This window comes from Nocardioides luteus, from assembly GCF_015752315.1.
Taxonomy (GTDB): domain Bacteria; phylum Actinomycetota; class Actinomycetes; order Propionibacteriales; family Nocardioidaceae; genus Nocardioides.
This window is the reverse complement of sequence record NZ_JADOVJ010000001.1, coordinates 3,727,276-3,752,347: the sequence shown is the minus strand read 5'-3', so window position 1 is coordinate 3,752,347 and position 25,072 is coordinate 3,727,276. Positions and strand designations below refer to the sequence as shown.

Annotated in this window: 21 protein-coding genes; 13 read left to right on the top strand and 8 right to left on the bottom strand. The window is 70.1% G+C overall.

The window, feature by feature from the left end; all coding sequences use genetic code 11:
- Positions 1 to 56: 56 nt before the first annotated feature.
- Positions 57 to 1,070 (top strand): NAD(P)H-dependent glycerol-3-phosphate dehydrogenase, encoded by a 1,014-nt coding sequence (locus HD557_RS17930; RefSeq protein ID WP_008358346.1) that lies wholly within the window; start codon positions 57 to 59, stop codon positions 1,068 to 1,070.
- Between the two features lie 60 nt (positions 1,071 to 1,130).
- On the opposite strand, the gene HD557_RS28360 is transcribed toward HD557_RS17930, so the two are convergent.
- Complete coding sequence (locus HD557_RS28360; RefSeq protein ID WP_008358345.1) at positions 1,131 to 2,771, bottom strand: glycosyl hydrolase family 18 protein; 1,641 nt, start codon at positions 2,769 to 2,771, stop codon at positions 1,131 to 1,133.
- Between the two features lie 173 nt (positions 2,772 to 2,944).
- Between HD557_RS28360 and ggt the strand changes: the two genes are divergently transcribed.
- Positions 2,945 to 4,771 (top strand): gamma-glutamyltransferase, encoded by a 1,827-nt coding sequence (gene ggt / locus HD557_RS17920; RefSeq protein WP_196874853.1) that lies wholly within the window; start codon positions 2,945 to 2,947, stop codon positions 4,769 to 4,771.
- Here the strand turns inward: ggt and HD557_RS17915 are convergent.
- Positions 4,768 to 5,835, bottom strand: a complete 1,068-nt coding sequence (locus tag HD557_RS17915; RefSeq protein WP_196874852.1) for a trans-sulfuration enzyme family protein — start codon at positions 5,833 to 5,835, stop codon at positions 4,768 to 4,770. The genes ggt and HD557_RS17915 overlap by 4 nt on opposite strands.
- Positions 5,836 to 5,923: 88 nt before the next feature.
- Here HD557_RS17915 and HD557_RS17910 point away from each other — a divergent pair, with 88 nt between their 5' ends.
- Genes HD557_RS17910 through HD557_RS17900 form a run of 3 tightly spaced genes read left to right on the top strand, consistent with a single transcriptional unit; the run spans position 5,924 to position 9,310 of the window.
- Complete coding sequence (locus tag HD557_RS17910) at positions 5,924 to 6,661, top strand: alpha/beta fold hydrolase (protein ID WP_196874851.1); 738 nt, start codon at positions 5,924 to 5,926, stop codon at positions 6,659 to 6,661.
- 23 nt (positions 6,662 to 6,684) lie between these two features.
- Entirely contained in the window at positions 6,685 to 8,175 is a 1,491-nt protein-coding gene (locus HD557_RS17905; RefSeq protein WP_008358336.1) for a UDP-N-acetylmuramoyl-tripeptide--D-alanyl-D-alanine ligase, read from the top strand.
- Positions 8,176 to 8,194: 19 nt separating this feature from the next.
- Positions 8,195 to 9,310, top strand: a complete 1,116-nt coding sequence (locus tag HD557_RS17900; protein WP_008358334.1) for a D-alanine--D-alanine ligase — start codon at positions 8,195 to 8,197, stop codon at positions 9,308 to 9,310.
- 131 nt (positions 9,311 to 9,441) lie between these two features.
- Here HD557_RS17900 and HD557_RS17895 read toward each other — a convergent pair whose 3' ends face one another.
- Positions 9,442 to 10,398: a D-alanine--D-alanine ligase family protein gene (locus HD557_RS17895; RefSeq protein ID WP_196874850.1), complete on the bottom strand. Its 957-nt coding sequence runs from the start codon at positions 10,396 to 10,398 to the stop codon at positions 9,442 to 9,444.
- A 39-nt stretch (positions 10,399 to 10,437) separates the two neighbouring features.
- Positions 10,438 to 10,674, bottom strand: a complete 237-nt coding sequence (locus HD557_RS17890; protein WP_008358330.1) for an Lrp/AsnC family transcriptional regulator — start codon at positions 10,672 to 10,674, stop codon at positions 10,438 to 10,440.
- 154 nt (positions 10,675 to 10,828) lie between these two features.
- On the opposite strand from HD557_RS17890, the gene HD557_RS17885 reads away from it, so the two are divergent.
- Entirely contained in the window at positions 10,829 to 11,785 is a 957-nt protein-coding gene (locus tag HD557_RS17885; protein ID WP_196874849.1) for a thiamine-phosphate kinase, read from the top strand.
- A 61-nt stretch (positions 11,786 to 11,846) separates the two neighbouring features.
- On the opposite strand, the gene rpmB is transcribed toward HD557_RS17885, so the two are convergent.
- Both rpmB and HD557_RS17875 read right to left on the bottom strand, forming a co-directional pair.
- Positions 11,847 to 12,032 carry a 50S ribosomal protein L28 gene (gene rpmB, locus HD557_RS17880; protein ID WP_008358326.1) on the bottom strand — a complete coding sequence of 62 codons (186 nt, stop codon included), beginning with the start codon at positions 12,030 to 12,032 and terminating at the stop codon, positions 11,847 to 11,849.
- 121 nt (positions 12,033 to 12,153) lie between these two features.
- Positions 12,154 to 13,182 (bottom strand): class I SAM-dependent methyltransferase, encoded by a 1,029-nt coding sequence (locus HD557_RS17875; protein ID WP_196874848.1) that lies wholly within the window; start codon positions 13,180 to 13,182, stop codon positions 12,154 to 12,156.
- Positions 13,183 to 13,418: 236 nt separating this feature from the next.
- Between HD557_RS17875 and HD557_RS17870 the strand changes: the two genes are divergently transcribed.
- The 7 genes from HD557_RS17870 (at position 13,419) to HD557_RS17840 (ending at position 23,096) form a co-directional block, all read left to right on the top strand.
- Positions 13,419 to 15,053, top strand: coding sequence for a DAK2 domain-containing protein (locus HD557_RS17870; protein WP_196874847.1), 1,635 nt, complete (start codon positions 13,419 to 13,421; stop codon positions 15,051 to 15,053).
- A gap of 13 nt (positions 15,054 to 15,066) precedes the next feature.
- Entirely contained in the window at positions 15,067 to 17,331 is a 2,265-nt protein-coding gene (locus HD557_RS17865) for an ATP-dependent DNA helicase RecG (RefSeq protein ID WP_196874846.1), read from the top strand.
- 9 nt (positions 17,332 to 17,340) lie between these two features.
- A complete protein-coding gene (gene rsmD, locus HD557_RS17860) occupies positions 17,341 to 17,904 on the top strand; it encodes a 16S rRNA (guanine(966)-N(2))-methyltransferase RsmD (RefSeq protein ID WP_008358319.1) in 564 nt (187 codons plus the stop codon).
- 24 nt (positions 17,905 to 17,928) lie between these two features.
- Complete coding sequence (gene coaD, locus HD557_RS17855; RefSeq protein WP_196874845.1) at positions 17,929 to 18,420, top strand: pantetheine-phosphate adenylyltransferase; 492 nt, start codon at positions 17,929 to 17,931, stop codon at positions 18,418 to 18,420.
- Between the two features lie 90 nt (positions 18,421 to 18,510).
- On the top strand, positions 18,511 to 19,209 hold the full coding sequence (locus HD557_RS17850) for a class I SAM-dependent methyltransferase (RefSeq protein WP_008358315.1): 699 nt from the start codon (positions 18,511 to 18,513) through the stop codon (positions 19,207 to 19,209).
- A 61-nt stretch (positions 19,210 to 19,270) separates the two neighbouring features.
- The gene (locus HD557_RS17845; protein WP_196874844.1) at positions 19,271 to 20,995 is read left to right on the top strand and encodes a hypothetical protein; all 1,725 of its coding nucleotides are present in this window, start codon (positions 19,271 to 19,273) and stop codon (positions 20,993 to 20,995) included.
- A gap of 589 nt (positions 20,996 to 21,584) precedes the next feature.
- Positions 21,585 to 23,096 (top strand): phospholipid carrier-dependent glycosyltransferase, encoded by a 1,512-nt coding sequence (locus HD557_RS17840; protein WP_196874843.1) that lies wholly within the window; start codon positions 21,585 to 21,587, stop codon positions 23,094 to 23,096.
- Here the strand turns inward: HD557_RS17840 and HD557_RS17835 are convergent.
- Together HD557_RS17835 and HD557_RS17830 are read right to left on the bottom strand one after the other, a co-directional pair.
- Positions 23,038 to 24,009 (bottom strand): lysylphosphatidylglycerol synthase domain-containing protein, encoded by a 972-nt coding sequence (locus HD557_RS17835; protein WP_196874842.1) that lies wholly within the window; start codon positions 24,007 to 24,009, stop codon positions 23,038 to 23,040. The genes HD557_RS17840 and HD557_RS17835 overlap by 59 nt on opposite strands.
- Positions 24,006 to 25,058 (bottom strand): glycosyltransferase family 2 protein, encoded by a 1,053-nt coding sequence (locus HD557_RS17830; protein WP_008358307.1) that lies wholly within the window; start codon positions 25,056 to 25,058, stop codon positions 24,006 to 24,008. The genes HD557_RS17835 and HD557_RS17830 overlap by 4 nt, the downstream gene beginning before the upstream one ends.
- Positions 25,059 to 25,072: the final 14 nt, after the last annotated feature.

Here is a 25,072-nt window from a genome sequence, read left to right as displayed (position 1 = left end):
GAGTGCAACACGTCGCCGCGTCCGTATTCTGGCGCTTGCGCTACGGAGGTGGCGGCGTGAGCGTGAGTGGCGGCAAGGTAGCGGTCTTCGGAGCGGGCTCATGGGGCACCGCGTTCTCGGTCATCCTCGCTGACGCGGGCAACGACGTGACGATGTGGGCGCGCCGTGAGGAGGTCGCGGCGGCGATCAACGACACCCACGAGAACCCCGACTACCACCCCGGCACCGAGCTGCCCCGCAACATCAGCGCCACCCACGACATCGAGAAGGCGGCGTACGGAGCCGAGCTGGTCGTCCTGGCCGCGCCCTCGCAGACGCTGCGCGCCAACCTCACCGACTGGGCGCCGTTCCTGCCCAAGGACGTGCCGCTGGTCTCGCTGATGAAGGGCGTCGAGCTCGGCACCCTGGAGCGGATGAGCGAGGTCATCGCCCATGTCACCGGCGCCGGGCCGGAGCGGATCGCGGTCGTCAGCGGTCCCAACCTGTCCAAGGAGATCATCCGTCGTGAGCCGGCCGCCGGTGTGGTGGCGTGTGCCGACGAAGAGGTCGCCAAGGCGATCCAGGCGCGGGTGCACTCGCCCGCGTTCCGCCCCTACACCTCGACCGACGTGGTCGGCTGCGAGATCGGCGGGGCCTACAAGAACGTGGTCGCGATCTCCACCGGCATGGCCGCCGGCATGGGGTTCGGCGACAACACCCAGGCCTCGCTGATCACCCGCGGTCTCGCCGAGACCGCGCGGCTGGCGATGAAGCTGGGTGCCAACCCGATGACCCTGATGGGTCTCGCCGGCCTGGGCGACCTGGCCGCCACCTGCTCCTCGCCGCTCTCCCGCAACCGTACGTTCGGGGAGAAGCTCGGCAAGGGCATGACCACCGCCGACATCCTCGCCTCCAGCCACCAGGTCGCCGAGGGCGCCAAGTCGTCGCACTCGCTGCGCGAGCTGGCGGCGAAGGTCGGCGTGGACGTGCCGCTGGCGCAGTACGTCGACGACGTCGTCTCCGGCGCCAAGACGGTCAGCGAGATCATGGACGAGATGCTCGAGCGGCCGACGAAGGCGGAGACCGAGTAGGACATCGAGGCGGAACGGCCCCGGAGCGAGTGCTCCGGGGCCGTCGCTGTTGGTAGGGCCTCAGACGGTGCCGAGGTCCTTCCACGGACCCCACTCCTCGGTGCCCGGGGTGTTGCCCTGGGTCCACCACTTGGCCTCCCACAGGTGACCGCCGTAGGTGACGCGGTCGCCGGCGACGTACACCGTCGTGGCCGACCACGCGGCCGCGCCACCCGGCGGGTCGGTCGGCGGGTCCGTCGGTTCCTCGGTGGGCGGGTCGGTCGGGTCCGGCTCCTCGACCGGGCCACCGGTGCCGTTGCGCATCGCGTCGGCGAAGGTGCCGATCAGCTCGCCCTGGCGGTCACCGGACAGCTCCCACCACATGCCTCCGCCGAGGCGCTTGGAGATCGCGTACGCAGCTTTCTGCCTGATGGTGGACACGTTGTCGTAGCTCCACCACTGGTTGCCGTCGTAGCGCCAGGCGGCACCGGTCGCGGCGTTGTAGTGGTCGGTGCCGCGGGTCTTGAGCTTGTCGTAGTCCTCGTTGCCCGCCTCGTACGTCCCGGGTGCGGCGGCGGTCGCCGGACCCCACGGGTTGGCGGAGGTCGCACCCTGCCAGCCGCGACCGTAGGCCGCCATGCCCAGGCCGAGCTGGGCCGGTGAGATCCCGGCGTCGAGGTACTCCCGGACCGACGCGTCCACGCTGAACCGCTTGCCGTCGGGGCGCGGGTCGGCGGGGTCGGCGTAGAGGTTGCCCTGGTGGCCGGTCAGCGTCGGGTCCCAGGCGCCCCACAGGTCATAGCCCTGGATGTTGCCGAAGTCGAGCGAGTTGAAGATCGCCGGGTCGTTCCAGCCGCCGGCCTCGATGTCCTGCGGGTTGGCCGGGAGGAAGGCCGAGAGCTGGTAGTCCTTGCCCGTGGTCGCGCCCAGGGCGTCCAGCTGGGAGCGGAACTCGGCCAGCAGCGCCTTGAAGTTGGCGCGGTCGTTGACCGGGTCGACGTGGTTGCCGGTGTTGCCGTTGGGCGAGCCCGGCCACTCCCAGTCGATGTCGAAGCCGTCGAAGACACCGGCGGCCGCACCGGCGCCACCGCGGCCGTCGATCACCGGCAGGTTGCCCTTGATGTAGAGGTCGATGCACGAGGAGACGAGCTTGCGGCGCGACTCCGGGGTCGCCGCGGCCAGTGAGAAGTTCTTCGACCAGGTCCAGCCGCCCAGCGAGAGCAGGACCTTCAGGCCCGGGTGCTTCGCCTTGAGCTGCTTGAGCTGGTTGAAGGAGCCGGCCAGGGGCTGGTCCCAGGTGTCGGCCGTGCCGGAGACGGATGCGTCGGCTGCGTACGACATCCCGTAGTCGGCGTAGGCGTCACCGGCGCCGTCGGAGCCGTTGGGCCCCTCGCCCTGGGCCTTGTTGGCCTCGAAGCAGGTCAGCGTCTGGTGGTGGATGTTGCCGAAGGCGTAGTTGAGATGGGTCAGGTCGTCGGCGACGCCGGACGTCTCGAGCTGCTTGACCTTGAAACCGCGGCCGTAGACGCCCCACTGCACGAAGTAGCCGACGTTGCGGTAGCCGTTGATCGCGGTCGTCTCCGCGGCGGCCGCCTGCAGCGATGCGCTGGACGGGGTGCTGGTGAGGGCGAGCGTGCCGGTGAGGGCGAGAGCTCCGGCGAGAGCGCCGATGAGAAGGCCGGCGATCCGGCGTGACCTTCGTGGGGGCAAGGCGACATGCATGGTGACACCTCCGAGGTGATGGCTTGCTCGGGCACCAGGCGCCCGATCGCCTTTCGATGGTGGCAGCCTCCGTATTTGTAAGCAACCCGTACTAATTAAGGAATTTCAGAACGTAATTCGAGGTGGGCGCGGAAGTAGTACGTTCGACGAGCCGCCAATTCTGGGAGATCGCCATGCTCGGACGCCGCTCTGCAGTCGTTGCCACACTGACCGGGGGCGCGCTCGCGCTGGCCACCCTGGTCCCGTACGCAGGGGCGACCGCCGCCCCGGAGGAGCGGCTCACGCCACCGCCGAAGGTGCCCACCGCGGTGGGCTACGGCGGCGCGGTGGCGAGCGTCGACGCCGATGCCAGCCGGATCGGGCTCGAGGTGCTGCGCAAGGGCGGCAACGCGACCGACGCGGCGATCGCGACGGCGGCCGCGCTCGGGGTCACCGAGCCCTACTCGGCCGGGATCGGCGGAGGCGGCTTCTTCGTGCACTACTCCGCGCGCACCGGGAAGGTCGAGACCATCGACGGACGGGAGAAGGCGCCGGCCGCGATGCCGCGCGACGCGTTCATCGATCCGGAGACCGGGAAGGAGTACCCGTTCTTCCCCGACATGGTCACCAGCGGCGCCTCCGTCGGGGTTCCCGGCACCCCGCTGACCTGGGACAAGGCGCTGAGGAAGTGGGGCACGCGCTCGCTCGCACAGACGCTCGAACCGGCCGCACGGCTGGCTCGCCGAGGCTTCGTCGTGGACCAGACCTTCCGGCAGCAGACCGTCGACAACGCGGAACGTTTCGCAGCGATCGAATCCACCGCGGAACTGTTCCTTCCCGGAGGATCAGCCCCCGAGGTCGGCAGCCGGTTCCGCAACCCCGACATCGCCGCGACCTACGACCTGCTCGGACGCAAGGGCGTGAAGGCCTTCTACCGCGGCCCGCTCGCGGCGGAGATCGCCGCGACCGTGGCCGAGCCGCCGAAGACCGACGACACCGACCTGCCGGTCCCGCCCGGCTGGGTCACCACGGAGGACCTGGCGGCCTACACCGCCCCCGGCCGCGAGCCGACCCACTCGACCTACCGTGATCTGGACGTCTACGGGATGGCACCGCCGTCCTCCGGCGGCACGACGGTGGGGGAGGCGCTCAACATCCTCGAGCGCTACGAGCTGGCCGGGATGAGCGCCACCCAGGCCTACCACCACCTGATCGAGTCGAGCGCGATCGCCTTCGCCGACCGCGGCGCCTACCTGGGCGACCCCGACCACGTCGACGTGCCCGTCGCGGCGCTCCTCGACGACGCCTTCGCCGCCGAGCGGGCCTGCGGCATCGATCCCGCGGCAGCCCGGCCGAAGCCGGTGGCGGCGGGAGACGTCGACGACTACGACGGCGTCTGCGACGATCCGGCCGGCACCGGCGAGACCGCCAAGGACACCGAGAACCTGGAGACCACCAACCTGACCGTGGTCGACCGCTGGGGCGACGTCGTCGAATACACCCTGACCATCGAGCAGACCGGAGGATCCGGGATCACCGTTCCCGGCCGCGGCTTCATCCTCAACAACGAGCTCACCGACTTCTCGACCACCTACCGGCCCGACGACCCCAACCGGATCGAGCCCAACAAGCGTCCCCGCAGCTCGATGTCGCCCACGATCGTGCTCTCCGAAGGCCGCCCCGTGCTGGCGGTCGGCTCGCCCGGAGGCTCGACGATCATCACCACCGTGCTCCAGATCCTGATCGAGCGCTACGCCCGCGACCGGACCCTGCCCGAGGCGATGGCGGCGCCGCGGGTCTCCCAGCGCAACGCCGCGAACACCGGCGCCGAGCCGGCGTTCATCGAGACGTACGGCGGGCCGCTGACGTCGCTGGGTCACCGGCTCGCCTCCACGGCAGAGCTCGGCGCGGCCACCGCGATCGAGATCGGCCCCGACGGGCTGCTGACCTCGACGGCCGAGCCCTGGCGTCGAGGAGGCGGGTCCGCGCTGGTGGTCAGCCCGGTGGACCCGGAGGACTAGCTGTCGAGACCGTCCAGCGCCTGGGCAAGATCGGCCCACAGGTCGTCGACGTCCTCGATCCCGACCGACATCCGCACCAGCCCTTCGGGCACCGTCGACGACTCGGTCTTCCAGCGGCGTCGGCGCTCGAAGGTGGACTCGACCCCGCCGAGCGAGGTCGCGTGGACCCACAGCGAGGTGGAGCGGGTGAGGTGGTCGGCCTGGTCCGCGGTCGGGAGGACAGCGGCCAGCATGCCGCCGAAGCCGGGGTAGCGGACCTCCGCGACGGCCGGGTGGGCTGCCAGGCGCTCGGCGAGGGTCGCCGCGTTGGCGGCGGAGCGCTCGACGCGCAGGTGCAGCGTACGCAGGCCGCGCAGCGCCAGCCAGGCCTCGAACGGGCCCGGGATCGCGCCGAGGAGGTCGCGGCGGGCCTTGAGCACGTCCCACAGCGCGTCGTCGGAGACCACGACCGCGCCCATCACGACATCGGAGTGACCGGCGATGAACTTCGTGGCGGAGTGGATGACGATGTCCGCGCCGAGCGCGAGGGGCTGCTGGAGCAGGGGAGTGGCGAAGGTGTTGTCGACCACGACCCGCGCGCCCGCCTTGTGGGCCGCGGCGATGACCGCCGGCAGGTCGGCGAGCTGCATGCCCGGGTTGGTCGGCGTCTCGACCCAGACCAGCGCGACCTCGCCGTCGAGCCGCTCGAGCAGCTTCACGACCGCCTCGGTGTCGGAGAAGTCGGTGAGGCGAGCGGTCAGCCGGCCGCGGGCCTCGAGGTCGGCCAGCTGGCCGATGGTCCCCAGGTAGCTCTGCTCGGTGGCCACCACGACCGAGTCGTTGACCAGGTCCAGCAGCGTCGCGACCGCCGCGAGCCCGGATGCGAACGACAGCGCCCGCCCGCCCTCGAGCCGCCCGAGCGCCTCCTCGAAGGCCACCCACGCGTCGTTGGTGTAGCGCCCGTACTCCTTGTCGCCGCCGGCCACATAGGTCGAGGCCATCGTGATCGGTACGTTGAGCGGCTGGTCGGGCTCGTGGGCCGGCCGCCCGGCGTGGACGGCGATCGTGGCGGGCTTGTGATCCATGCCTTCGACCCTATTGCCCCCTCCGTCGACGGGTCTCACACGCCGCGCGGTTACGGGTCGGCGCACGGTCCCGGATAAGGTTGCGGCCGTGTTGACGACCCTGCTGGATGGACGTGCCTTCGGTGAGAAGCACGGCAAGGATGCTGCCACCGTCGTGGCCCTGCACGGCTGGGCCCGCAACCGCAGCGACTGGGGCTCGACGCTCGAGGGCCTGGACGCGCTCGCGCTCGACCAGCCCGGATTCGGCGCGACCCCGGCGCCGGACGAGGTCTGGGGATCCGCGGACTACGCCGCGTGGCTCGCCCAGATCCTGGAGGGTCTCGACCGCCCGGTGCTCGTCGGTCACAGCTTCGGCGGCCGGGTGGCCGTGCAGCTCGCCGCGAGCCGTCCGGAGCTGGTCCGTGGGGTCATCCTCACCGGGGTGCCGCTGTTCCGCCCGAAGACCGCCGGCAAGCCCAAGCTCGCCTACCGCATCGGCCGCTGGCTCCACTCCAAGGGGCTGATCCCGGAGTCCAGGATGGAGGCGCTGCGGGAGAAGTACGGCTCGACCGACTACCGCAACGCCAAGGGCATCATCCGCGACATCTTCGTGAAGGTCGTCAACGAGTCCTACGCCGAGCAGCTGGCGGCCATCCCGAAGGACCTCCCGGTCCGGCTGATCTGGGGCGAGAACGACACCGCCGCCCCGGTCTGGATGCCCGGTGAGGCGATGGACCTCCTGGGGGACAACGCGACCCTGGAGATCGTCCCGGGCTCCGCACACCTGCTCGACGCCGGGCTGGTCAAGAGCCTTCGAGGCGCCATCGACGAACTTCGTACGAACTGAATCTGAGGGGCTGAAGAAGAAGCATGTGGATCGTCCTGGTCACCTCCGCGCTGACCCTGGTCTCCTACTACCGCTGGCTGCGGGTCGCTCAGCGTGAGCACTACGAGCCGACGCGACTGTTCGCGATCGAGTGGATCTGGATCAAGGCCCGCCCGGTCGAGGCGATCCTGCTCGGCGCGGTCGTCGTGGTCTGCCTGGCGTCGTTCGTGCTGCCCTACGGTGCGCTCGTGGGCGCGCTGCTGTTCCTCGGCTGGCCCGTGGGCATGTCGTTCACCGGCGCGAAGCGGCTCGTCTGGACCGACCGGGTCAAGCGCCTGGCCGGTGTGCTCTTCGTGCTGCACGCCGTCGTCACCGTCCTGATCGCGCTGCTCGCCCCGGTCGCTGCCGGCCTGCTCCCGATCCTCGCGGTCCCGCTGGCGGAGGCGGCGCTGGCGATCATGTGGCCGATCGAGAAGGCGATGGCGAAGAAGTGGCAGGTGCAGGCCGCCGCCACCATCAAGAAGGTCAACCCGAAGATCGTCGCGATCACCGGCTCCTACGGCAAGACCTCCACGAAGAACTACGCCACCCACCTGATGCAGGGCCGCTGGTCGACGCTGGCCTCCCCGGCGAGCTTCAACAACGCGATGGGCCTCTCCCGGGCGGTCAACGACCGCCTCCAGCCCGGCACCGACATCTTCGTGGCCGAGATGGGCACCTACGGCCCCGGTGAGATCGCCGAGCTGACCGAGATCTTCCCGCCCGAGGTCGCCGCGATCACCACGATCGGCGAGGCCCACCTGGAGCGGATGAAGTCCCGCGAGACCATCGTGAAGGCCAAGTCGGAGATCCTCCCGAAGGCCTCGACCGTGGTGCTGAACATCGACGTGCCCGAGCTCGCCCTCATCGCCGAGAACCTCCGCGCCAGCAAGCGCGTGATCGCCTGCTCCGCGGTGCCGGGCACCGCCGCCGAGGTCCTGGTGACCGACGGCAAGCTGACGATCAACAACGAGACGTACGCGGTGGAGCTGCCCGACGAGGTCGGGCACCCGATCAACGTCGCGATCGCCGTCGGCCTCGCCCTCGCGGTCGAGGTCCCGATCGAGACGATCACCCAGCGGCTGGCCTCGATCCCGGGTACGCCGCACCGCGCCGAGGCCAACAGGACGCCCGGCGGCGTCTGGGTCATCGACGACACCTTCAACTCCAACCCGACCGGCGCCGCCGCCGCGCTGGCGAAGGCCAAGCGGCTGGCAGGGGAGTCGGGAACGGTGTGGACCATCACGCCCGGTATGGTCGAGCTGGGCACCGAGCAGGCCGCGCGCAACATCGAGTTCGCGCAGGCTGCCACGGCCTCCGACAAGATGCAGCTGTGCATCGTCGGTCGCACCAACCGAAAAGCGCTGCGGGCGGGGGACCCTGCGCGAACCACTGCGTTCGACAGCCGCAAGGCGGCGGCGGATCATGCTCTGACCGCGGCCAAGGAGGGCGACGTGGTGCTGTACGAGAACGACCTCCCCGATCACTACGCGTAGGACCCCAGGAGCTTCCACCATGAGCGTAACCAAGGCCACCATCGTCTTCGGCGGTCCCAGCGCCGAGCACGACATCAGCATCCTCACCGGCCTGCAGGCCGAGCGGGTCCTCTCCGGTGCCGGCGTCGAGGTCACCTGCCTCTACTGGGCGCGCTCGGACAAGTGGTTCCTGGTGCCCGCCAAGCAGGAGGCGCGCGACTTCCTCGGCGGCGAGCCGAAGGGCTCCAAGGCCGTCGAGTTCCGGCTCGGCACCGAGAAGGGCGACGGCTTCTACACCGTCGGCGGCTTCGGCGGTGGCAAGCGCCTCGAGACCGGCCCGATCCTCTCCGCCTTCCACGGCGGCGCGGGCGAGGCCGGCGGCATCCAGTGGCTCTTCGAGCTCGCCGGGCTGAAGGCGACCGGCGCCACCCCGGCCTCGGCCGCCCTCGGCATGGACAAGCTCGCCTTCGGCGCGGTCATGCTCAACGCCGGCCTGCCGTCCCTGCAGCGCGAGCTGCTCTCGCGCTACGCCGCCCCGTCCTTCGAGGGGCCCTACATCGTCAAGCCTCGCTTCGGTGGCTCCTCGATCGGCATCGAGGTCGTCGACGACTACGAGACCGGCCTCGCGCTCCTCAACACCTCGCCGCACCTGCGTGCCGGCGCGGTCGTCGAGCCGTACCGTCCCGACCTCTTCGACCTCAACGCCTCGGTCCGCACCGCCCCCGAGATCGCGGTGAGCGACGTCGAGCGCCCGCTGCGCTCCGACGAGGCGAAGATGTACGACTACTCCGCCAAGTACGTCCACACCGACGGTCTCTCCTCGTCCCCGCGTGAGTTCCCGGCCCAGGTCGAGGAGTCGGTCACCAAGCAGATCAAGGACCTGGCCGTACGCGTCGTGGAGCTCACCGGCCTGACCGGCATCCTCCGCATCGACTTCCTCTCCGACGGCAAGGGCGAGGTCTTCATCAACGAGGTCAACTCGATCCCCGGCGCGCTCTCGCTCTACCTGTGGCCCGACACCCCGGCCTCCGAGGTCCTCACCAGCGCCATCGCCGAGGCCGAGAAGCACGTCCCCCAGGTCACCCGGAACTTCGAGGAGGGCGTCGCCCTCAAGGCCGCGGGCGGCATCGCCGGCAAGCTCACCGGCCTGAGCTGAGCCCACGCCGCTGGTCGAGCCGCGAGCGCTAGCGAGCGTGTCGAGACCAACACAGTCCCGTTGAGCGCCGAGGGGACTGTGTTGGTCTCGACACGCCTCCGCCTAGCGGCTCCGGCGGCTCGACCAGCGTTTTATCGGGCGAGAGCGCGCTTCAGGAGGGCGAGGGTGACCTCGCCCATCGAGGTGCCGTCGTGCTTGGCGGCGAAGGGGAAGACGCTGGTCTCGGTGGCGCCGGGGGTGATGGCGACCTCGAGGACGACGAAGCCGCCGTCGGGGGTGACCATGAAGTCGGTGCGGGAGATGTCGCGCATGCCGAGCAGCTCGTGGGCGCGTACGGCGGTCTCGCCGAGCTCGGTGAGCAGCGCGTCGGGGAGGTCGGGGCGGCCGAAGCCGACGAACTCGGCGGTGTAGCGCGCCGCGAAGTCGAACTCGTGGCCCTTGCTGAAGTCGATCGCGATCGGCGTCAGCGGCTTGGTGCCCTCGTCGGTCTCGTGGACGACCACGGAGACGTCGATACCGGCGTAGAAGCGCTCGATGAGCGCCTCGTCGCAGTAGGCGTAGGTCTTGACCAGGGCCGCGGGGAGGGCGGAGAGGCCGTCGACGCCGGTGACGCCGAGCGCCGAGCCGCCGCGCGAGGGCTTGACCACGACCCGCTCGCCCATCCGCGAGATGACGTGCTCCATCAGCACCGGAGCGCCGACGTCGCGGAACGTCGTGGACGACAGCGAGACCGAGTCGGGCACCGGGATGCCCCCGCGGCGCAGGAGCTCGCGGGCAGCGGCCTTGTCGAACGCGACGCGGCAGGAGGTGGAGACGGTGCCGACGTACGGGATCCCGATCAGCTCCAGGAGCGTCTGGATCTCGCCGTCCTCACCGAACTGGCCGTGCAGAGCCGGCAGTGCCACGACCGCCTTGTCGCGCTCGAGGTTGTGCAGCAGCGCCCGGTCGAAGTCGTACGCAGCCACCTCCACTCCCAGTGCCGACAGCTCGCGCACGAGGTTGCGGCCGGAGGCCAGCGACACGTCGCGCTCGTGGCTCAGCCCGCCGGCGATGACGGCGACGGGCCCGGGAAGAGGAGATGTACTCATGAGTTCTGTCTAACAGACGGCTGGGACGAGCCGTCAATCTCAGATGTGGACGACCGGGCAGGTCAGGGTGCGGGTGATGCCTTCGAGGCTCTGGACGCGAGCCACGACCATCTTGCCGAGCTCGTCGACATTGCGGGCCTCGGCACGGACGATCACGTCGTACGGACCGGTGACGTCCTCAGCCAGGGTCACGCCCTGGATCTTGCCGATCTCGGTGGCGACCTCTGCGGCCTTGCCGACGTCGGTCTGGATGAGGATGTACGCCTGTACGACCATGGTGCTGCTCCTGTTCTCCGTGCCTTCCTTGGCACAACGTCAGGCATGTAACCTATCGCGTTATCTGTCGCTCGACCTACACCGACCCTGGGGATAAGACAGGTGATGCGTGTCCCGGTATCTCCGGGCATCGCCGGGAGGGTTGGATACAGGTATGGCTTTTCCGAGGGACACGACACTCGCCGACGTCGGTGAGTTCGGGCTGATCACCGAGATGACCAAGCACTTCGCCCAGGGGGAGCAGGTGCTGGTCGGCCCCGGCGACGACGCCGCGCTGCTGCGGGTCAAGCAGGGTCACGTGGTGGTCTCGACCGACCTTCTCGTCGAGGGCCGCCACTTCCGGCGGGACTGGGCCGAGGCGTCCCACATCGGCCACCGGGCAGCCGGCCAGAACCTCGCCGACATCGCCGCGATGGGCGGCGTGGCGCACTCGATGACACTCGGCCTCGCGCTCCCGTCGGACCTCCCGGCCGAGTGGGCCGTCGACTTCGCGGAGGGGTTCGCCGCCGAGTGCTCGCTGGTGGGTGCCTCCGTCGTCGGCGGCGACGTCACCGGCGCCGACCAGATCGTCATCTCCGTGACCGCCATCGGCGCGGTCGCCCAGGCCCCGGTCCTCCGCTCGGGCGCGGAGCCCGGCGACGTACTCGCGCTGTGTGGCCGCCAGGGATGGGCCGCTGCCGGCCTGGCGATCCTCAAGCGGGGGTTCCGGTCACCTCGCGTGCTGGTCGACGCCTACCGCCGCCCGCAACCGCCGTACGCAGCCGGCCCCGCCGCCGCGGCGGCCGGTGCCTCGGCGCTGATCGACGTCTCCGACGGTCTGCTGTCCGAGGCCCGGCACATCGCCGAGGCCTCGGAGGTCTCCATCGACGTGCACACCTCCGCGCTGACCATCCCCGATGAGCTCAAGGCGGTCGCCTCGGCGACCGGCGCCGACGCGCTCGCGTTCGTGCTGGGCGGGGGAGAGGACCACTCGCTGCTCGCGGCGTTCCCGCCGGAGGTCGAGCTGCCGCAGGGGTGGACGGTGATCGGGACGATCGACGAGCCCGGTGGTGAGCCGGTCACGGTCGACGGCGAGGTCTATGAGGGGCCGGCGGGCTGGACACACTTCTGAGGAGAACGACGAAGGCCGCCGCCCGAATGGGCAGCGGCCTTCGTACGAGGAAGAACTCGGGTCAGCGAGCGACCTTGCCGGCCTTGATGCAGGTCGTGCAGACATTCATACGCTTCGGGGTGCCGTTGATGACGGCACGGACGCGCTGGATGTTGGGGTCGAAGCGGCGCTTGGTCGCCTTCTTGGACCACGGCCGGTTGTTGCCGAAGCCCGGCTTCTTGTCGCAGATGTCGCAGACGGCAGCCACCGTGAACTCCTGAGGTTGAATAGATGATCGAGGTCGAATAGGCCGGCGGGGTGCGATGGACGACTGCCCAGCCGGGACAACCGAACCAGCGTAACCTGTGGGGCTGTGACGAACGAAATCGTCAGTCCCCGGAGCGGCGATCCCGCCACCTGTCCAGCGGGGCCGCCAGCGCGGTGGCCAGCTTCCACCGCTTCGACCCGCGCAGATCGTCGATCTCGGAGCGCTGACCGGCCAGCTGCTTGCGCTGCGACTCGAGTCTACGGCGCTGGTCCGCGACGACCTCACGGAGCCGGGCGACCTCGTCGCGCAGCTCCAGGCCCTGCTCGACCCAGTCGGGGATGGCGGGCACCGAGGGGAGCTCGGGGGAGAGGCCGCGGCGCAGGACGACGTAGAACTCGATGTCGTCCTCCGGCACCGGCAGGATCTTCTCGACCGACCAGCCGGTCAGCCCGAGACGGCGCAGCTCGGCGATGATCTCGGGGAACGAGCGGTCGGTGTAGGTCCACACGTGGCAGTCGACGTACTCACCACGGCGGGCCCGCTCGACCTGGGCCAACGTGTGGCCGAGGTCGTGGATGCAGGTCTCGGCCTCGCTCGGACCGTGGTGGTGGAGCCGCTTGGGATCGTGGCTGACCGCGGCGCGGTGGTGGTCGAAGACGGCGCGTACGGACGGGATGGTGTCGCCGGCCTCGTGGGCCTGCAGGATCTGCCCCATCGTGGTGGGCGGGCGGTGGGCGTCGAAGGTGTAGCGCCTGTCGGGGACGACCAGGACCAGCGCCCCGTCGGGGGCGGTCACGGCCTCGACCTGGGCCAGCCAGCCGACCAGGTCGGGCACGTGCTCGACGACGTGGCTGGCCAGCGCCCAGTCGAAGGGGGCGCCCTCCTTGGCGGCCTCCTCGATCGTACGCATCCGGGTGCCGTCCCACATCGGATAGTCGATCTCGGGGATGGCCTCGCGGGTCACGTTGGGGTTGTCGGTGTTGGTCTCGTAGAGCCGGTCGCGGTCGTAGAGGTCGAGATAGGACACGTCTGCGGCGCCGCGGGGGACGAGCGGCTTGTGCAGCGGTCCTATCTCCAGGCCGTGGCCGGTGGAGAAGTCGAAGATTTCGGCGACGCGACGAGCGCGTGGGGACGGGGTCGGGATCGACATCCGGAAGTCCTTCGGCGTAGGGAAGTCTCCACACTAGGGATGATTCGTCACCCGCGCGGGGCGCGACCCGGCAGAACTTGTTACTCGCTCGTGTCTTTGCTGCAGCCTTGGATTTGTTCACCCGTCGTTTACCCCGTACCCAGGCACGGCCTAACCTTGGGGCCGCGATACCGGGAAGTGTGTCCGGCGTCACGATGTCTGGTTGCCTGCACGGTGTCGAGGGAAGGGAGAGCGGCGTGGCCGAGGTCAAGCTCGATCTGTTCCGCCGGTTCGGCGACCTGGCGACCGACGCGCTCGGGTCGCACCGCGAGGAGATCGACGCGCTCAACGTCTTCCCGGTGCCCGACAGCGACACCGGCACCAACCTCTACCTGACCATCGCCGCCGCCCGTGACCGGCTGCGCGAGTTCACCGGCTCCGACTGGCGGGAGGGGCTGCGTGCCTTCTCCCGCGGCGCGCTGCTGAGCGCCCGCGGCAACTCGGGGGTGATCCTGGCCGAGATGATCGGCGCCCTGCTGCGCCGCCTGATCCAGGCCACCGAGGAGGAGCGCACCGCCGTCGTCTTCGCCGACGCGCTGCGCAACGCCGCCAACGCCGCCTACGCCGCGGTGGGGGAGCCGCAGGAGGGCACCATGCTCAGCGTGCTCCGCGCCGCCGCGGACGCGGCCGAGGCGTGCGTCGAGATCGACGAGTCCGCACGCACCCGCGACGTGATGTCGGTTGCCGCCAGCGCGGCCCGCGCCGCCCTCGCCCGTACGCAGGAGCAGTTGCCCACGCTCGCCGCCGCCGGGGTGGTCGATGCCGGCGGCCGCGGGATCTGCGTGCTCCTCGACGCCTTCGAGACCGCCCTGACCGGTCGCCGGCCGAGCCCGCAGGCGCCGACCCCGCACATCCCGATCCCGATCACGGCGGGCCTGGCTGGCGCGGACGGTCATGCTCTGGAGCCGGGCGGCCCGGCCTACGAGGTGATGTACCTGCTCGACGCCGAGGACGGGGCGATCCCGGATCTGCGCAAGCGGCTCCAGCCGTTGGGCGACTCGCTGGTCGTCGTCGGCGGCGAGGGCATCTGGAACGTACACGTCCATGTCGACGACGTCGGTGCCGCGATCGAGGCCGGGATCAGTGCCGGCCGGCCGCACCGGATCCACGTCACCCATTTCGCCGAGCAGCTCGCCGGACAGGCCCACCGGCACGCGACCCGCAGCGGCCGCGCGGTGATCGCGTTCGCCGCGGGCCCCGGGCTGGCGGAGCTCTTCCGGGGCGCCGGCGCGATCGTGATCGAGGGCGGCCCGCACCGGCGCCCGACGACCTCGGAGCTGCTCGAGGCGATCACCGCCTCCGGTGCCTCCGAGGTGATCGTGCTCCCCAACGACGCGCCCACCCGGCAGTCGGCCGAGGCCGCCGCGCGCACCGCCGAGGACGACCTCGACATCAGCGTCGCGGTGATCCCGACCCGCAGCCAGGTGCAGGGCCTGGCGGCGATCGCGGTCCACGAGCCCGGCCGGAAGTTCGACAAGGACGTGCTGGAGATGACCGCCACCGCGCGACACGCGCGGCACGGCGCGGTCACGATCTCGAACACCCGAGCGATTACCATGGCGGGGCCGTGCATGCCGGGCGACGCGCTCGGGGTGCTCGACGGAGACTTCGTCAAGGTCGGCCAGGACCTGCAGAGATGTGCGACCTACGTCCTCGCCCGGCTCATCGGCGGTGGTGGTGAGCTGGTCACGCTGGTCTCCGGCCTGGAGGACCGCGACGGCGAGCTCGCCCAGGGCGTCGCGGCGTGGCTGGCTGCCAACCATCCGGCCGTTGATGTGATGGTGTACGACGGAGGCCAGGAGCGTTACCCCCTCCTGATGTCGGTCGAGTAGAGGAGAAGAGACGGTGGCGATCACCCTCGAGTCGCCGATCGAGGCCGTGCTGGGCAACAGCAAGCACGCCACGAAGTTCACCAAGGGTCTCGGGCTGCGCACCGTGGGCGACCTGCTCTACCACTTCCCGCGGCGCTACCTGCGCACCGCCGACCTCAGCCAGACGCCGCAGCTGCACGAGGGCGAGATGCTCACCGTGCTCGGCGAGGTGGTCCGCAGCGTGGTCCGCCAGCACACCGACCGCCGTACCGGCCGGCCCGCCTACCGCGTCGAGACCCAGCTCAAGGCCGGCACCGCCGACCTGCAGCTCACCTTCTTCTCCAAGTCGCAGCGGATCGCCGAGTGGCGTCGCGGCGTGCTCGCCCCCGGTGTCCGGGGCGTCTTCGTCGGCAAGGCGGGGTCGTTCCGCGGCGAGTGGCAGCTGGCCAACCCGCAGATGGTCGTCTTCGGCGACCCCTCCGACTCCGAGAACGCCGCCGAGGCGGCCGACAACCAGATGGCCGTGGAGGAGCTGACCGAGCTCTTCCCGATCTACCCGCTCACCGCCGGGCTCCAGCACTGGGACGTCATGCGCGCGGTGCGGTTCGCCCGGCAGGTCGTCGAGGACGTCACCGACGTGCTCCCGGAACAGCTGCGGCAGACGTACGACGTGCCGGGGCTGCGCGACGCGCTCGACCTGATCCACGCGCCCCATGAGCTCAAGGACGTCCAGCGCGCCCAGCACCGGTTCCGGTTCGAGGAGGCGCTCGGGCTGCAGCTGGTCCTGGGCCGGAGGAGGAGGGCGCTCCAGGCCCTGGGCACCACCGCCCGCACCGGCGGGGTCCACCACCTGCTCGAGGCCTTCGACGAGCGGCTGCCGTTCACCCTCACCAAGGGTCAGGAGACGATCGGGGAGGAGCTCGAGACCGCGCTGGCCCAGCCCCACCCGATGAACCGCCTGCTCCAGGGCGAGGTCGGCTCCGGCAAGACGCTGGTCGCGCTGCGGGCGATGCTGCGGGTCGTCGACTCGGGCGGCCAGGCCGCGCTGCTGGCGCCGACCGAGGTGCTCGCCCAGCAGCACCACCGCTCGATCACCGCGATGCTCGGCGACCTGGCCGCCAGCGGTCTGGCCGGCGGGCTCTTCGCCGGCGACCAGGAGCAGACCCATGTCGAGCTGCTCACCGGCTCGATGACCAAGACCCAGCGCAAGGGACCGCTGAGCCGGATCGCCACCGGCGAGGCCGGGATCGTCGTCGGCACCCATGCGCTGCTGCAGGACCAGGTGATGTTCGACGACCTCGGCCTCGTCGTCGTCGACGAGCAGCACCGCTTCGGCGTCGAGCAGCGCGCCGCCCTGACCGACAAGGCCGGCACCCCGCCGCACCTGCTGGTCATGACCGCGACGCCGATCCCACGTACGGTCGCGATGACCGTCTTCGGTGATCTCGAGGTCTCCACGTTGACCGAGCTCCCGGCCGGCCGTGCCGAGATCCAGACCAACCTGGTCTCCCTGGTCGACCATCCCGCGTGGATCGCCCGGGTGTGGGAGCGCGTCAAGGAAGAGGTCGAGAAGGGCCATCAGGTCTACGTCGTCGCCCCGCGGATCAGCGGCGACGAGTCCGAGCAGGGCGAGAGCGACCAGCGCGACTTCGACGCCGACGGCAACGAGGTCGCCTCCGCCAAGGGCCAGCTCTCCGCCGTCGACGAGGTCACCGAGGAGCTGACCAACGGGCCGCTGCGCGGGCTGAACGTCGCCAAGCTCCACGGCAAGCTCCCCGCCGAGGAGAAGGAGCGCACCATGAGCGCCTTCGCCGCCGGCGACATCGACGTGCTGATCGCCACCACCGTGATCGAGGTCGGCGTCGACGTACCCAACGCGACCACCATGGTCATCCTCGACGCCGACCGCTTCGGTGTCTCCCAGCTCCACCAGCTGCGCGGCCGGGTCGGCCGTGGCGGGCTGCACGGGCTGTGCCTGCTGGTCTCCCACGCCGAGGCCGGCACCCCCGCCCGGACCCGACTGGACGCGGTCGCCGAGACCACCGACGGGTTCGCGCTCTCCCGGGTCGACCTCGACCAGCGCCGCGAGGGAGACGTGCTCGGTGCCTCCCAGTCGGGCCGGCGATCGAGCTTGGAGAGCCTGCGCGTGCTCCGCGACGAGGAGACGATCCTGCGGGCCCGCGAGGCGGCCGAGTCCCTCCTGGAGAAGGACGTGGAGCTCGCGACCGCGCCGCTGCTGGCCGAGCGGGTCGCCGAGATCGAGGAGTCCGCCTCGGCCGACTACCTCGAGAAGTCCTAAGGTGTCCCAATGACTCGGATCATCGGAGGCGTCGCAGGAGGGCGGCGCCTACTCGCTCCCAAAGGGGTGCGGACCCGTCCCACCACCGACCGGGTCCGCGAGGCGCTCTTCTCGGCGATCGAGTCCTCCTACGGATCCCTGGCCGGGCTGCGCTTCCTCGACCTCTACGCCGGCACCGGCGCGGTCGGGCTGGAGGCGTGGTCCCGCGGCGCCGGGGTCGTGACCCTGGTCGAGTCGGACCGGCGTACGGCCGGGGTGATCCGCTCCAACGCGAAGGAGCTCGGCTTCCCGCGGGCCAACGTGGTCGCGGCGAGCGTGGCGAGCACCCTGGTGACGCCGCCGGCGGCGCCGTACGACCTGGTCTTCCTCGACCCGCCCTACCCGCTCTCGGACGACGCCGTCGCCGAGGACATCGCCCTGCTGGTCAAGCACGGCTGGCTGGTGCCGGGGGCGCTGGTCGTCGTCGAGCGGTCCGCGCGCAGCCCCGAGCCGGTCTGGCCCGACGGATTCACCGACCAGAGGTCGAAGAAGTACGGCGAGACCACGCTCTGGTACGGCACGGCGCCGGACTGACCGCACTCAACAAGGAGAGAAGCAATGACGCGTCGCGCGGTGTGCCCGGGGTCGTTCGACCCGCCCACCTTCGGCCACCTCGACATCTTCACCCGCGCCTCGGCGATCTTCGACGAGGTCGTCATCGCCGTCGGGGTCAACCCGTCGAAGTCGAAGCGCCTGTTCACGCCCGAGGAGCGGATGGAGATGATCACCGAGATCACCGCCCCGCTGGGCAACGTCCGGGTGCAGGTGTTCACCGGGCTGGTGACCGACTTCTGCGTCGAGATCGACGCCCAGGCGATCGTGAAGGGGCTGCGCGGAGCGCCCGATCTGGAGTACGAGGCGCCGATGGCCCAGATGAACGCCCACATGACCCGGGTCGAGACCGTCTTCCTGCTCAACGACCCGTGCTGGGCCGCGGTCTCCTCGAGCCTGATCAAGGAGATGGCCACTTTCGGTGGGGATGTGTCGGCTTTCCTGCCGCCCGATGTTCTTGCACGACTCACCAAGCGTTTGGCAGAACGTTCCGAGTAACAGGCACGGTTCGCCGGTATCGTCTATCAGCGCTGCCCGTCATTCTTTCTCTGGAGATCAATGTCCACCTCAGGCCGTTCACCGCTTTCCTTGGCCAAGCAGTCCTACGCCGCTTCCCTCAAGGCCGTCGGTCGCGGGCTGACGAAGACGGGGCTCGCGAAGGAGACCGCTCCGCCGGTCGAGCAGCGCTGGCGTCACTGGGCCCACTCGCTCACCAAGGTCTACGACTCCCTGGCGATGGCGAAGCTGGACGTGCCGTGGTGGACCTACGACGCGATCACCGCCGTCGACGCCTGGCTGAGCGAGCGTGAGCGTCCGATCCGGGTCTACGAGTACGGCTCCGGCGCCTCCACCATCTGGCTCTCCCGCCGCGCCGACGAGATCCACTCCGTCGAGCACCACAAGGGCTTCGGCGAGATGATGCAGGCCGAGCTCGCCGGCGAGGAGAAGATCTCGCTGCGGGTCATCGAGCCGGTCCCCAACGACAACCCCGTCGTCCCCTCGCAGAAGGAGGGCCACGCGGGCCTCGACTTCGAGGCGTACGTCGACTCCATCGACGACGTCGACGGCGAGTTCGACCTCGTGGTGATCGACGGGCGCGCCCGCGAGGCGTGCCTGGAGAAGGCCAAGGACCGCCTTGCTCCCGGCGGGATCATCGTCTTCGACAACAGCCGCCGCAAGCGCTACGTCGACGCGATCGCCGCCTCGGGGCTGAAGGAGACCATCCACGCCGGTCTCACCCCGACCCTGCCCTACCCCGAGCGCACCTCGGTCCTCACCAAAGGCTGATTCTCGTACGTGACGGCGTGGAGTTTCCGCGCCGCCACGTGCTCGCCCTAGGGTCCTCCCCATGGCGACATCGGGGGAGCAGACCGAACGTGTGGGGATTGTGCGCTGGGCGACGTTCGCCGGTGTCTGCGTGCTGGCGCTGCTCTGGTCGGCCTACTCGGTCGGCGCCCAGAACGGCACGTTCCTGACCCAGGACTTCGGCGCGCAGTACCACCTCGCGAAGATGACCGCCCACGGCGCGATCCCGCTGGTCGACTTCGAGCACGGCTGGAACGCCGGCTCCTTCTGGGTCAACGCGGCGCTCTACGCGGTCGCCTCCGGGTCCCCGACGATCTGGTACTTCCTCTGGGGCCGCCTCCTCGGCGCCGGCCTCGGCGCGGTCCTCGCCGCCGCCATCGGGCTGCGGCTGCGGCTGCACCCGGCCGTGATGGTCGCGGTCGCGCTCGGGGTGCTCCTGCTGGCCACCCCGCTGCACATCAAGTACACGATCTGCCTGCTGTGGGTCTTCGTCCTGCTGCCGACCGGGTGGCTCGAGGCGCGGCCACGGCTGGCCACGGCAGCCCGCGTGCTGCTCCCGGCGCTGGTCTTCTGGCAGTACGTCGAGCTGGCCGTGCTCCTCACCGGCGCCTCGGGCCTCTTCGAGCTCTTCGCCCGCCGGGACGCCGCCTGGCGCACCCGGATCGTGAACTGTGTCCAGCTGGCCGGCGGGTTCCTGCTCGGGCTGGTCGTCGAGGCCACTGCGTACAAAGTGCTGTGGGGGCTCTCCTTCGCCGACTTCAACCGGCAGGTGATCCTCGGCCAGACCGAGACGCACGAGGGTTCGCAGTACGCCGTCTGGAACTTCTTCGACCTGCCGACCGAGTCCGGGCGGTTCTTCATCCTGGCGCTCTACCCGTTCGCGCTGCTCCTGCCCTTCGTACCGCTGGTGTGGCAGCAGATCTCCGACTCGACCCGGCTGATCGCGCTGGCCGGGCTGGTCCTCGTCGTCGTCCCGATCCGGCGCGTCGACAACCCCCACACGACCACCGTCTCCGCCCTCGTCCTGCTCGCCGTCGTGCTCGCAGTGGCCGAGCTCTATGAGCGCCGGACATCCTCGGAGACAGCGGCGGAGGGAGCGCGAGCGCCGGTGATCGCGCTACCTCTCGCCGCGGCCGGCGCTCTGTGGGCGGCCGCGACCCTCTGGATCGGCTTCGGTCTGCAGAGCATGGCCGGCGCTGTGCTGCTCGTGGCCTTGGCGGTCGCCGGGGCGATCCTCGGTTCGACCTTCCTGCGCGGTGCCACGGCCGCCGTCTCCGCCGGCGCGCTGGTCGTGCTCGGCTGCGTACCCGCCCTCGCCTCCGTCGACCACCTCAACGACATGCGACGCGACGCGAAGTCGTTCCAGGTGACCGACGCGATCACCCGCTGGGCGGGCCCGGAGTACGAACGCTGCAGCGGCGGCACCCGCGAGGCGTTGGTGATGCCCAACTACCTCGAGCTCTACGACACCCTCGCCATCACCAACCCGACGCCGTACTACCTGTTCCACTACGACTTCGCGCAGTACGAGACCGTGCTCGTGCCTCAGCTCGAGGACGGTTCCATCCCAGTCATCATCGAGACCATGCCGCTGCACACTCCGCAGCCCTGGCTCACCGACGCCATCCACGCCAACTACGTCCCCTGCTCGATCGTGAGGATCGAGAAGCAGGCGACGACCGTGACCATCTGGACGCACAAGTCTCGGGGGAGTGTGGAGCGGCGGGATCTGAGTGTTCGGGGTGGGGAGCTTGTTCCGACGCGCTGAGGGTTGCTTTGTTTTTCTGGTTGGTGTTTGCCGCCGACCCGTTACGGGAGGGTGTTCTCAGCGGCGTCCGGAGTAAAGGACGGCCTTCGGCCGCCGGCTTCGCCGGCCGCTTCGCGGTCCTTGACACCGGCCGTCGCTGAGAATTTTTGGCTGGCTATCGGGCCGGCGGCAGGGGTTTGGCGCGGCGATGTGGGTTGGGCAGGGGCCTGGGATCCGAGGTGAACGAATTTTCGTTCACCCAGGAGAGCGTCTTCTTCCGCGGGGGTGAATGAATTTTCGTCCATCGTGGAGCGTCTACCTCCCGAGGGGCGACTGTCTCCCGGCCACTCTGGGGCCGCCGCCCCTGATAGCCAGCCAAATCTTTCTCGACGTGGTCCGGTGTCAGGGATCGCCGAAGGCGACCGGCGTCAGCCGGCGGCCGCAGGCCGTCCTTGACTCCGGGGCAGGTCGAGAAATACTCGAGGACAGGGTCGGCGGCCCAGACCAGCCACAAACAACAATCGTTGAACTCGCCGAGCCAAACAGCGCAGGAGCCACAGCCGTCATAGGCTCGCAACCCAAGCCCCCAAGCCCACCCCGAAAGCAGCGAATGCCCCGCTCCACACCCGAGGACGGCGCCGACGTACGTCTCCCGAGACGACTCCTGGCGGCGATGGTGCTGGTCGCGTTCTTCGCGCTGAGCCTGAGCAGCTACGTCGCGCTGACCCGGTCGCTGCAGTACCAGACCCGCGACGAGGGGCCGAACGCCGGCTATGCGGTGGAGCTGGCCTCGGGGCGGCTGCCGACGATCGACACACCCGTGACGACGGACGCCCGCCGCTACCCCCAGGTCGTCGAGGGGCTGAAGACCATGGTGGACGAGCCGCACCGCCACATCTGGACCGCCAACCACCCGCCGCTCTACTACCTGATGTCGCTGCCGTTCGTGGCAGCTGCCGGGGCGCTCGACGCACCCCAGGTGATGATCGTCGGGATGCGGATGATCAACGCCGTCGGCTCCGCGCTGTGCGTGCTGCTGGTGGGCCTGATCGCCTTCGAGGTGACCCGGAGGGCGGCGACGGCGTTCCTGGCCACGGGGATCAGCGCCTCGTGCGCGGTGCTGGTGACCGCGGGTGGCCACATCGCCAACGACGGGGTCGCGGTCGCGGCCTCGTCGCTGACCCTGCTGGCCACGATCCGGATCCTGAACCGCGGCCTGTCCGCGAGGCGTCTGGCGCTGGTCGCGCTGGCCGGGGCCGCCGCAGCCGGTGCGAAGGCGCCCGGTGTGCTGACCGTCGTCCTGTGCGGCACCGCCATCGCAGTGGGTCTGCTCCTGCAGGACCGTTCGCGTCGCGGCGTGGTCCGGGCACTGGTGGGAGCGGCCGTGGCGACCGGCGTTCCGGGGCTCGCGACCGGTTGGTTCTACGTCCGCAACATCGTCCTCTACGGCGACCCGACCGCCACCGGTGCGCTGCTGGAGAAGTTCGACCGGGAGCCGAACGGGACCTGGTGGCAGGTGCTGACGGACGGTTCGCTCTGGCTGGACTGGTACGAGCGGCTGTGGGTGCCGCTGCTGGCCGGGGGTTACGTCGTGGTCGCCGACCTGCTTGCCGTCGTCGCGGCGATCGGCCTCCTCGTGCTGGTCGTCCGCCGGGCGAGAACTGGGTCGACGGGTCAAACCTGGGCACGGCCGGGGTGGCTGCTGCTCGCGGTCCACGCGGCGGTCGTCCTGGTGAACCTGGTCGGCTTCGTCGCGGGCGGTGGGAACCCGAACGACCGCTACCTGCTGCCGCTCATGCCGCTGCTGGCCACGGTGCTCGCGGTGGGGGTGATGGCGGTCGTCGACGTCATCCCGGTCGGCTCCCGCGAGTCTCGGGCCGACCTGGCGGCGGCCGCGACCACCCTCGCCCTGGGCGTCTACGCGTTCCTGATCTTCCGGTGGTTCATCGGCTCGCAGACCTACGTCGGCCGACTTCCGAACTCCGACGCACGTGGCGCCGAGCTCGTGGTGGCCGTGGGCGTGGTGTGCGGGTTGGTCGCCGTCTGCCTCGCGGCCTGGCCGGCTAGGACGTACGCCGCCCCGCAACCGCTCCGAGACCAGCCAGCACCACGTCGGCGATGAGCAGGAGGACGCGCGAGGCGAGCGCGACGGTGAGCGCCTCGGGTGTCCCGATGATCGGGCCGAGGGTGAGCGCGAGCAGCGCCTCGCGGATCCCGGCGCCGGCCGGGGCGGGGATGAACGCGATCCCGGCGGCCCAGGCCAGGGCCATCCCGCCGGTCGCGGCCGCGACCTCGAGCAGCCCCACCGAGGCGTACGACTGCATCATCACGGCCAGGTGGAGGCCGAAGGCGACCCAGGCGAGCACCGCCCAGCCGATCGCGGTGAAGAGGCCGCGCGCGGTCAGGCGTACGCCGAGAGGTTCCCGGCCGAGCCGGGCGAAGAGCCAGTCGAGCATGCCCGGGACGACGCGCGGGTGCAGGCACACGGCCAGCGGCACCAGCAGGAGCAGCAGCCACCAGTAGCGGCTGAGGCCCTCGGAGGAGGACCAGGGGAGCAGGAGCGCGCCGACGCCGATGCCGCTGGCGACAACCACGCCCATGAAGAGGATGTTGGCGCCGAGCATCGTCCGGCGCGCGACGCCCCAGCGCAGCCCGAACTGCATCTGCGCGACCACCGGCCACACCGAGCCGGGCAGGTATTTGCCCAGCTGGGAGACGTAGAAGACCGAGTGGGAGTCGCGCAGCGAGGGCCGGATGCCCATCCCGTGCAGGAGGGCGACCCAGATCTGGCCGATCAGCATGGTGCCGATGATCGCCAGGACCCCGGCGACCGCGAAGCGGCCGAGGCTCAGCTCCTGGACCGCGGTGGCCAGGTCGGCGCGCTGGCGCCAGACCAGGTAGGCGCCCCCGAGCACGACCACGAGGGCGAGACCGATCTTGAGGAGCCGCTTCGCACGGCTGGGCTTCGCAGGCTCCGGCGTAGCCGAAGACCCGGCCTCCGTGGCGGAGACCGGGTCGGAGCTGGTCGCTGTCACAGGCTGGTCGTCCACGTCTCGCCGGACTGGGCCGAGGCCGCACGGGCCTGGGTGTGCGGCAGGTCGAACTCGGCGACCGAGGTCTGGTCGCGGAGCATCTCGGTGCCGGACTTGCCGAAGCGCGCCTTCTTGGTGTGCTCCAGGTCGTCCTCGATGAGCACCCGGTTGGTGCGGATCAGGTCGGAGATCACGCCGAGCATCGCGGACATGAAGGCCAGGTTGATCAGCACGCCACCGAGCAGCAGCGACTGGATGTGGTTGCCGTTGTCGCCGCTGATCCACAGCACCAGGTAGCGCACGAACGGGATCGCGCCGAGGATGAAGAAGAAGGCGGTGAGCCACACGAAGATCGCGTACGGCTTGTACATCATGTAGCTGCGCACGATCGCCGCGCCGGACTTCATGATGTGCTCGGGCATCGACTTGAACAGCCGCGACTCACGCGTCTTGGCGTTGGTCACGATCGGCACCGAGGCGATCTTCATCCGCTTGTTGCCCGCCTGGATGATCGTCTCCATGCAGTAGGAGAAGCGGGTCACCGTGTTGAGCAGCATCAGCGACTCGCGCGAGTAGGCGCGGAAGCCGCTGGCGGCGTCGGGCAGGTCGGTCTCGGCGGCCATGTTGACCACCTTGGAGCCGACCTTCTGCAGCTTCTTCTTCAGCCCGGAGAAGTGCTCGATCTGGTCGACCTGGCGGTCGCCGATGACGATGTCGGCCTGGCCGTTGATGATCGGCTGGACCAGGTCGGCGATGCGGTCCTGCGGGTACTGGTTGTCGCCGTCGGTGTTGACCACGATGTCGGCACCCAGCTCGAGCGCGCGGACCACACCGTCGTGGAAGCTCCGGCCGAGACCCTGGTTGCGGGAGTGGTGCACGAACTCGCGCACGCCGTGCTCCTTGGCCACCTCGACCGTCCGGTCGGTGCACCCGTCGTCGACGATGAGGATGACGATCTCGTCGATGCCGGGGATCTGCTTCGGAATCGACTCCAGGACGGACGGGAGCGTCTCCTCCTCGTTGAGGCAGGGGACTTGAACGACAAGCTTCACAGGGACCTCAGGCA